The 9,604-nt window shown below is 38.3% G+C and carries 7 protein-coding genes; all 7 read left to right on the top strand.

The genetic code is table 11. The annotated features are described in order from the left end of the window. The first annotated feature begins 137 nt into the window (after positions 1-137). The 7 genes from BUB08_RS19595 to BUB08_RS19565 all read left to right on the top strand — a co-directional run bounded on the left by BUB08_RS19595 (position 138) and on the right by BUB08_RS19565 (position 9,436). Entirely contained in the window at positions 138-2,090 is a 1,953-nt protein-coding gene (locus BUB08_RS19595) for a beta-galactosidase (protein ID WP_073003626.1), read from the top strand. Positions 2,091-2,101: 11 nt separating this feature from the next. After that, a complete protein-coding gene (locus BUB08_RS19590) occupies positions 2,102-4,390 on the top strand; it encodes a DUF6259 domain-containing protein (protein ID WP_073003625.1) in 2,289 nt (762 codons plus the stop codon). 104 nt (positions 4,391-4,494) lie between these two features. Beyond that, positions 4,495-5,964, top strand: a complete 1,470-nt coding sequence (locus tag BUB08_RS19585) for a sodium:solute symporter (RefSeq protein WP_073003624.1) — start codon at positions 4,495-4,497, stop codon at positions 5,962-5,964. Then, a complete protein-coding gene (locus BUB08_RS19580) occupies positions 5,961-6,821 on the top strand; it encodes a hypothetical protein (RefSeq protein ID WP_073003623.1) in 861 nt (286 codons plus the stop codon). The genes BUB08_RS19585 and BUB08_RS19580 overlap by 4 nt, the downstream gene beginning before the upstream one ends. Continuing rightward, positions 6,805-7,614, top strand: coding sequence for an N-acetylmuramic acid 6-phosphate etherase (murQ, locus tag BUB08_RS19575; protein ID WP_073003622.1), 810 nt, complete (start codon positions 6,805-6,807; stop codon positions 7,612-7,614). Before BUB08_RS19580 ends, murQ begins: the two co-directional genes overlap by 17 nt. 204 nt (positions 7,615-7,818) lie before the next feature. Further along, entirely contained in the window at positions 7,819-8,652 is an 834-nt protein-coding gene (locus BUB08_RS19570) for a hypothetical protein (RefSeq protein ID WP_073003621.1), read from the top strand. A 97-nt stretch (positions 8,653-8,749) separates the two neighbouring features. Beyond that, on the top strand, positions 8,750-9,436 hold the full coding sequence (locus tag BUB08_RS19565) for an HAD family hydrolase (RefSeq protein WP_175550055.1): 687 nt from the start codon (positions 8,750-8,752) through the stop codon (positions 9,434-9,436). The last annotated feature ends 168 nt before the right edge of the window (positions 9,437-9,604 follow it).

The raw sequence follows: 9,604 nt of genomic DNA, 5'->3' as shown, positions 1-9,604 counted from the left end.
ATCCCGTTCAAAAAAGCTTTTACGATTAATAATCCAGAAAATGAATTAATTTTGAATGAAAGAAAAATACCAGACAGAGTTTAGATTACACTCCCATTTTCAATTTTTATTTTAAAATAATACTTTAAAAAAAATAAATGAAGAAGTTTTATTTCAGTGAAGTTCTTATTGTTTTGTTATTTGCTTGTAGCTTATCCCATGCTCAAAATAAAACAGAAGTAAGACAAATAGCTGGTGTCCCGGCATTGTTTATTAATGAACAACTTTATCCCCCGTTTGCATACATGTCATATTTGGGTGAGCAAAAGTATTATAAAGAGATAGCCGAAACCGGCATTCATCTTTATTGTTTTCCAGCTTATCTGGGTGATAGAGGAATTAATTCGGTATCAGGGATTGGTACTTTCCGCACTCCTGTGTGGACAGGAGAGGAGCAATACGACTTTTCAAGTATAAAAACAGATTTTGAGAAAATTATAAAAGTTGATCCGCAAGCTAAAGTTATTATCAGGATTTATCTCGATCCTCCCCTTTGGTGGGAAAAACTGAATCCGGATGCTTCCTGTCAACTTGCTGATGGAGGTACTTTCAGACAATGTTTTTCTTCTGAAAAATGGCAAAGAGAAACAGGAGAGGTTTTGAAGAGTTGCATTAATTGGCTGTCAGGTTCTGTTTATGCAAAGTACCTGGTTGGAATACACGTTGCAGCGGGTTTTACCGAGGAGTGGTTTTACCATCCCAAACAGTATGATGACAGAAACCCAGTTCGTTTTAATGCATTTCGGAAATGGCTAAGAAACAAATATAATGATGATGAGTTAGCTTTTCAGGGATCGTGGGGAGATAGTTTGGTTTCCTTTAGTACCGCACAACCTGGAAATATTAGTGAAAGCAGAACTCACAGATGGAGGAATCCGGAGCGGGAACAAAAGGTGGTTGATACATATCAGTTTCATTCAGAAACCTTGGTAGATAATATTATACATTTTTGTAAAATAGTAAAAGAGACAAGTAATGGAACGCTTTTAACCGGTGCTTTTTATGGTTATCACTATTATGTTACTGATCCGAGAAGAGGACATGGTGCTTTAGGTAAATTGCTGAAATGTAAATACCTGGACTACCTCTCCAGTCCAGACGTTTATAACCGGGTTATTGGCGAAGACTGGCCACCCATGGTAGCAATACAATCTGTGCAACTGCATGGAAAGTTATGGCTTGCTGAAAATGATACGCGCACAAGTATTACTACTTTGCTAAAAGACAGGGCTCCGGAAGTAGCTCCTCCCGGACAGTATGAAAGTGGGGTGTGGCTGGGGCCGGAGGATATGGAAACCTCAACATCGTTTTTATGGAAGAATGCGGGCAGGATGCTTACCCAAGGTTACGGAGGCTGGTGGTTCGATATGTGGGGAGGTTGGTTTAGCAGTCCTGAATTACTTAAGGTTATCCAAAAAACAAATGAATTTTATTCCTCATTTCCTATGGCAGAGGGAAAACAGATGCAATCTCAGGTATGTGTAATCGTTGATGAACAACTTTGTTTTTGGGATGCAAGTTACGGACAACTTGCAGAACAGATTCTTTCAAATCGGTACCCGTTGGCAAAAACCGGCACCTCATACGATCTTTTCCTACGCACAGATGTGGAAAGCATTCCTGTTAATCAGTATAAAGTTATATGGCTTATGGGATTTCTTGAACTAACTGCAGAAGAAAGGGAAAGAATTCATAACTGGCAGGACAAAGGAATTGTTGTAATCTGGACAGGTAATGAAGGAACATATATTTTTAATAAAAAGAATGATTCCAGGGGAAAGGATGTTATTACTTTATCCGATTCCCAGTTGCGCAAAATTTTTGAAGATGCAGGTGTCCATATCTATATCCATTCAGGCGATGTATTTTATGTTGGAAGGAATTGGCTTTGTATTCATTCAGTCTATGGTGGAGAAAAAAAGATACGTTTGCCATTTGCCGCACAGGTTATAAACCCCACGGATAATATTGTGATGTCAGACTCTACTAAAACAATTAAAATTAATATGGACGGAAAATCAACCATTATATTAAGAGTAAATCCATTGTAAAAAATAAAAAGATGAAAGAAATTAAAGAATACTCATTATTAATAATGTCTCTTTGCATTATTGTTTTTTTTACGGAATGTAAAAGTAATTCAAGCCCCGGAGAAATTGTTTTTATTGAAAATGGAAAAATAAAACTGGGTTTTGAAAAGGAGACTGGCAAATTTATTTCTTTTTCAGATGTAGGTCATTCCTATGAATTTATCGAAAGAAATATGGTTAAAGGGCTTCCCTGGGAGGTAAATTTTCACTCCTCATCGGCAGGCTCAGAATCAAGCAGTGGGATATTCCCCACGAAATTTAGCTTTTCAAAATCCAATGAACTGACTCTTAATTTGGAGTGGGAAGGTTTTGAAGGAATGAAAGAACTTAAGGTAAAGGCTGAAGTTTCATTGGATCCGGATAAAGCATTATCCTATTGGAGTATAAAAGCGGAGGGGATAAAAGGAAATTTAATAAAGAGTATAGACTTCCCCCGTATTCAAGGCATAAAAAACCTGGGGGACGAAGAACTGGCTATTCCAACATGGATGGGTTCTCTGGTTAAAAATCCCCGGGAAAGTCTTGCAGCGAGTAATGCAAAAGTAAAGCGATGGAGTTGGTCTTACCCGGGGTCACTATCTATGCAGTTAATCGCTTTATATAATCCCAATTTGACCGGGTTTTATGCCTCATGTAATGATTCATTGTCTTTTGCAAAAGACTTTGCGGTTACGCTGGATACATTAAATACACTCGAATATAAAATGATTAATTACCCCACTTTTGATTCAACTTTAACATCGTATCATTCTTCTTACAAGGCAATTATTGGTTCATTCAAGGGAGATTGGATAACGGCAGCAGAATTGTATAGGGAATGGGGAACAAAACAAAAGTGGTGTGATAACAGCAGGTTAAAAAACGAACTGAGTCCTTCCTGGTTGGACAGTACGGCCTTGTGGATTTGGAATAGGGGAAAATCAGATAATGTACTGACTCCTGCTGTAGAGTTAAAGCAAAAGTTGGGGTTGCCTGTCAATGTTTTTTGGCATTGGTGGCATCATTGTTCGTACGATGATTATTTCCCCGAATATTTCCCTCCCAGAGAGGGGCGTAAATCTTTCAAAAATGCTGTAAAGTCAGCCCAGGAAGAAGGTGTGAGATGCATCGTTTATATGAATTCAATACAGTGGGGAGACTCTTCCGGAAGCTGGAAGACAGAAGGTGCCCAACCCTATTCTGTGAAAGATATAAATGGAAAGATGCGATCGCATGCCTATAATATTTTCACTGGAAATTCTCTGACCAATATGTGCATGGCAACCGAATTCTGGAAAAATAAGTATTCTTCATTGTGCGACAGTGCAGTAAATGTGTATCAAACAAATGGCGTCTATATGGATCAGGCTTGTTTAAGCAGGATGTGTTTTGATAAAAGCCATGGGCATAAGATTGGGGGAGGAAATTATTGGGTTGAAAATTTTGGAAATCTTACGCAGCAAATAAGAGCGACAGTATCAGACAAAACCCAACCCATTCTCGCCGGCGAAGGATCGGGAGAGAACTGGATCCCCTACCTGGATGCCTTTCTTACTTTGCCAGTGAGCCGGGAACGGTATGCTGGTGTTACCAATACGGAAACCATCCCGTTTTTTCAGGCTGTTTACCATGAATACGCCCTAACCTATGGAAGTTATTCTTCGTTGGTTACTCCTCCTTACGATGAGCTGTGGCCGAAAGAATATGCCCCGAAAGAAACCGAACAGCTACTGGATGCAGACTTCAATAAGCAATTTTTAATGGAACAGGCCCGGGCATTTGTTTGGGGAATGCAACCTACCATTGCTAATTATCACAGTTTCCTGAATTCTGAAAGAGCAGAAGAAATAAATTATTTGCTGGACATTGCCAAATTAAGATACCAGGCCCTGAAATATTTGCTATATGGAGAATTTTGCAGAAGTCCCCAAATTGACTATCCGGAAGAGGAAATAAAAATATCAAAATTATCCATTTATGCAGGAAGAAAAGGTAAAAGCGTTACCACCTTTAATAAAAAAGTTTCTCTTTTATATTCCGGAACGTGGAAAGCAAAAGATAATAGTGTCGGTATTGCTCTGGCAAGTATAAGCGATGATACTTTACCTGTTCATTTTAGTATTAACTCAGAAGATTACAAATTATCGGATAAAGGGAAAATTTACATTAGAACAACCAACGGAAAAGAGCTTTTAGGTTCATATTCCAACGGATTAATTAATGTGGAAATATCCCTTCAGCCTAAGGGGATATGTATTGTCGAAATCGTCCCTTCTGTGTAATGGATATTTAATACAAAGAAAATATTCGTGAACCTTGTTTTTGAGTTGCAGTTTCTGCGGCATGGTATTGCCGTGTCCCACAAATCTAAAATAACTATACATATATGAATTTTACATTTATAGATATCATCATCATAATAGCCTATTTGGGTGGAATAACCTGGTTTGGAATTAAGGTTGCCGGGAAACAAGTGTCAACTAAAGATTATTTTCTTGGAGGTCAGAAGATTCCCTGGTGGGTTGTTTGTTTTTCAATAGTCGCCACCGAAACAAGTTCTTTAACATTTATAAGTATCCCCGGGCTTGCCTATTTAACGAACCTTAATTTTTTGCAAATTACGTTAGGTTATTTTTTAGGAAGAGTGGTTGTTGCCTGGGTAATTCTCCCATCTTATTTTAAGGGAGAATTGGGAACCGCTTATACTTTTTTGGCAAATCGGTTTGGAATACCGATGAAAAATCTTGCATCCGGTGTTTTTATGTTGACAAGACTGGCTGCCGACGGCGTAAGGCTTTTTGCTACAGCTATTCCCCTTGCCCTTATTTTAAAGCAAACTTTTATTGCAGAAAGCCTCACAAATGAATGGATTTATATCATTTCAATCATCCTGATAGCCCTGGTGACTTACAGCTATACTTTTGCAGGGGGCCTAAAATCAGTTGTTTGGATGGAAGTGGTTCAACTGTTCATATATTTTATCGGAGCAATAGCTGCAATAATTGTTGTAAACCGGTACCTGAGCGGAGGAATAGGAGGAGGAATGGCTGAGGCATTTAAAGCAGGCAAATATGAAGTGTTTAATTTTTCAGTAGATGGCGGGTTTAAAGGGTTTATCTCAACCCCCTATACCTTTATTGCAAGCATTTTGGGTGGTGCTTTTTTGTCTATGGCATCCCATGGAATCGATCAACTTGTTATCCAACGGTTGCTTGCTACAGGCACTCTTAAAGCCAGCAGAAAAGCGTTGGTAATCACCGGGGGAATCATCATATTTCAATTTGCCCTTTTCCTTTTCCTCGGCAGTTTGCTTTTTGTTTTTTATGGCGGAGCAGATATCAAACCCGATGAAGTTTTCCCTAGGTTTATAATTGAGGAAATGCCGACAGGACTTTCAGGATTGATTATTGCTGCCCTTTTTGCAGCGGCAATGTCAACTCTTTCAAGTTCCATTACAGCCCTGGGGTCTACAACTATGTATGATTATGTGGTACCTTACTACAAAAGACTAAATAAGGCCAATGAAATTATAATTTCCAGATTAATAACGGGAATATGGTGTTTTCTGCTTATTGGTTCAGCCATTTTATTTATGCAGAGTTCCCAGGTAGTTGTAGAACTTGCCTTGTCCATTGCATCATTTACTTATGGCGGATTACTGGGGACCTTTTTTTTGGGTGTTCTTTTCCGCAAACCACAGATTAAACATGCTACGCCTGCTTTTATGACAGGTATTATTGTGATGATTTATATTATTCTTTTCACCTCAGTTGCCTGGACGTGGTACACTTTAATTGGAACTATGGTTACAGTGATTACAGGCTTGTTATTAACTAAAACTTGGAGAACCAGATGATACTAATAGCAGACGGTGGCGCCACCAAGACAAGCTGGTGTTTTTCCGATAAAGGAGATACACCGGGAATGATTTCCACAGGTGGTATTAATCCGTATTTCAGGACTACCGAAGATATTATTCAGGAATGGAAAAAAAGCTCATTTTCCCAACTTTCAGGGAAAGTGGAGCAGGTATTTTTTTATGGTTCAGGAGTGGTGGATGCTAGAAAGGCACAGGTCATCAGCGAGGCTCTTTTTTCTTTTTTTCCAACAGCGGAGATTGAAGTTCAGAGTGATCTTTTGGCGGCAGCCCGGGCTACGCTTGGTAAAAAGGAAGGTATAGCCTGCATTTTGGGAACCGGTTCCAATTCGTGTCAATACGATGGGAAAAAAATTACCACCCATATACCACCGCTGGGCTTTATCTTAGGCGATGAAGGCAGTGGAGCAGGACTGGGCAAACAGTTGGTTTCTGACTACCTTAAAAAGATTATGCCATCTGAACTGTTAGAACAGTTCCAGGCCAGGTATCCGCTGGAATACACTGAATTCCTGAACCGTGTTTACAATCAGGGAAAACCCAACCAGTTTTTGGCAGGATTCGTTCCGTTCTTAAAAGAAAACATCCATAAGAGTTACTGTGCCGGGCTTGTGCGTAGGGCATTTGAGTCTTTTATGACAAGAAATGTGGAGCAATACAAAGGACTCGAAAAACAATCCATTTGTTTTGTGGGGTCGGTAGCATTCCATTTTCAAGAACAATTAAGAAATGTACTTTTGGAGCGAAATATGGTTCCGGGAGTGATTTTGCAGGAACCTTTATTAAAATTGATGGAATACCATCTTCAATTAAAAAAATATGAACAGTATTACTGAATTGAGCTCACCCTACAACAACCTTGAAAAATTGAGTATTCAGGAGTTGTTGGAGGGAATACACAATGAAGATAAAAAGGTGCTTCCGGCAGTAGGAAAGACAATGCCGGAGATTGAAAAACTGGTGACAGAACTAGTCCCGAGAATAAAAAAGGGTGGGCGTCTTTTTTATGTAGGAGCAGGCACCAGTGGCCGGCTGGGTATATTGGATGCATCTGAAATCCCACCTACTTACGGGGTAGGGTACGATTTGATTATCGGCATTATTGCCGGAGGGGATCAGGCCATTCGCAAGGCGGTAGAATCGGCAGAAGACGATGAAAACCTCTCTTGGCAGGAACTGCAAAAGTATAACATCACGGAATGGGACACGGTGGTCGGAATAGCCGCCTCCGGTCGTACCCCTTATGTTATAGGCGCCGTAAAAAATGCGCGGGAACACGGTATTTTAACTGCGTGTATCACCAGCAATCCCGGCTCTGCCCTGGCAAAAAATGTGGATATTCCCATTGAAGTTATTGTAGGGCCGGAATTTGTTACCGGAAGTACACGTATGAAATCGGGGACGGCGCAAAAGATTATTCTGAATATGATTACCACTACGTTGATGATACAAATAGGAAGGGTAAAAGGGAACAGGATGGTAAACATGCAATTAACCAATGAAAAGCTGGTGGAACGAGGCACCCGGATGATTGTGGAGGAGCTGGGTTTTTCAGAAGAAAAAGCCCGTCGGCTTTTGTTAATGCATGGTTCGGTGCAGAAAGTACTTGAAGAATCAGGGAAAGGGTAGCGGATAATTCGTTTCAGGGGAAAGGAACCATTCTTCTTGTCAGATAGATAAATTAATAGAATTTTTTCTTTGAAATAGTAATCAACAGATCAAAATGATAAAAATTGTATTTTCTATACTATTGTTGTCTGCCACTCTTTCGCTATTGGGAGGTGATTTTAAAAAGTGTTATGTAACATATGAAAATCAAAGTACAGAGAGCCAATGATATTTATTGTATATGTTCAAAATAGCATCAACCCTATTTACTATTTTGGATTTGAAATATTACACGAAATAGATACTTCCGAACAAGTTTATTCGAATCAGTTTAGACTTCAGCGGGCATCTATATATGAGTTTGATGGTATGAAGATGCAATCGACCGGGCTTGTAGCTTTGGCTCCTGGTGAATCAGAATGTGTTTATAAGGCTTTAAATGCCGTTGACTTTACCGGAGGATTTCATGGCGATGAGCAATTAGTTGACATCAGTTTTTATATTGATGGAATCCGGCTATCCCAGATGGATCTGGCCGATAGTTTTCATTTAAAGCCATGTACTGAGTTTTCTTACATACAAAAGTCAAGTATGCATAAAACGTTCAGAAAGAACGAATCCCAAGATCATGATCATAGGGTTGAATCAATTCACTTTAAGAATTCAATCTTCAGGGACAGTGGATACGAAACATATAACAGAATTGAATGGTGTGATAGTGTATCTATCGAAATCGGTTATATGTCACTTTCTGCCATTGGAATTGATATGGAAGAATTTTGCCAGTCTGACAAATATCAAATTTGTCAATTCAATAGATCTTCTGATCATAAATTAAAAGAAACAAATAATAATGTGCATATCTGGAATGAAACGAATGGTACTTACGCAAAAGTAAAGAGTGAGTTTAATGTATCTGACGATTCTGCTATTCAATTTATCTGGGATGTCACTAATTATAACAAATATTACAGAAATATAGTACCAAACGATCCTGTCAATGTGAATAAGGGAGATGTCTGGGATAGCTCAACTTTTGTAGAGTTTGGAATTAAATAATACATATAATATAGTTTGTGAATAGTTGTCATTAAATCAATTCTTTAAGGTTCGTTTGGTATTCATTCTTTAGATGCAGAAGTTGAAAAAAAATAATATGATAATATTATTCGATTTAGACGATACATTAATTGATAGTGAATCGGCACATCTGCTCGCATTTGAGCAGATGTGTCAGGAACATTTAAAAATTGAGAATAATAATCCACAAAACTGGATCACTATTAAAAACAGAAATTTACATCTTTTTTTTGAAGGGAAAATTTCTTTAGAAGAACATCGGTTAAATAGTATTGTTGAATTTTGCAAAATTAACGACTTCAAAATTTCAAAAGCTGAAGCAGAAAAAGTATATCAACAATATCATTTATTGCTACTTCAATCTTGCAAGGCTTTTCCTGATGTAATTCCAACATTAATAGAATTAAAGAATCATCAACTAGGTATTATTTCAAATGGTATCTATTCAGACCAGATTTACAAACTAAGACAAAACAAATTACTTCCTTTTTTTAGGAAAATTATTGTTCCTGAGGATATTGGCTTCTCAAAACCTGCCAAAGAAATATTTTTTTACGCAGCTCAAGAATTTGGTGCTTCATTATCAAATTGTATTTATATTGGAGATTCATATGAATTAGATTATTTAGGTAGCATGAATGCTGGTATGCGGAGTATATTATTAGACAGAAAAAAAATCTATCAAAACCAAAACGGTAAAAAGATCTACTCGCTCAATCAGCTGAAATTTGCCATAGAATTACAAGGTCTTACCCTGAAATAACTTGACGCAAAAAGTGTCCTGCTTCCCCGCTCCCGCGCGATTGCATCGCGTGGTATTAGAAGGTTTTTACTACATTAGCATGAAATATTAAGCTTCCTGCATGAGCCGAAATTACAAGTTTCATAATCCCGATGGAGTGTATTTTGTAAGTTTCGCCGTCGTTGAATG

This window comes from Mariniphaga anaerophila (genome assembly GCF_900129025.1).
Classification (GTDB): Bacteria; Bacteroidota; Bacteroidia; order Bacteroidales; family Prolixibacteraceae; genus Mariniphaga; species Mariniphaga anaerophila.
Note: the sequence above shows the minus strand (reverse complement) of the source record. Positions and strands in the feature narration are given on the sequence as shown.

What these genes read in the sequence shown, in the direction of transcription:
- BUB08_RS19570 (WP_073003621.1), top strand. Translation starts at nt 7,819, where the DNA reads ATGATATTTATTGTATATGTTCAAAATAGCATCAACCCTATTTACTAT.
- BUB08_RS19565 (WP_175550055.1), top strand. Translation starts at nt 8,750, where the DNA reads ATGATAATATTATTCGATTTAGACGATACATTAATTGATAGTGAATCG.
- murQ (WP_073003622.1), top strand. Translation starts at nt 6,805, where the DNA reads ATGAACAGTATTACTGAATTGAGCTCACCCTACAACAACCTTGAAAAA.
- BUB08_RS19585 (WP_073003624.1), top strand. Translation starts at nt 4,495, where the DNA reads ATGAATTTTACATTTATAGATATCATCATCATAATAGCCTATTTGGGT.
- BUB08_RS19580 (WP_073003623.1), top strand. Translation starts at nt 5,961, where the DNA reads ATGATACTAATAGCAGACGGTGGCGCCACCAAGACAAGCTGGTGTTTT.
- BUB08_RS19595 (WP_073003626.1), top strand. Translation starts at nt 138, where the DNA reads ATGAAGAAGTTTTATTTCAGTGAAGTTCTTATTGTTTTGTTATTTGCT.
- BUB08_RS19590 (WP_073003625.1), top strand. Translation starts at nt 2,102, where the DNA reads ATGAAAGAAATTAAAGAATACTCATTATTAATAATGTCTCTTTGCATT.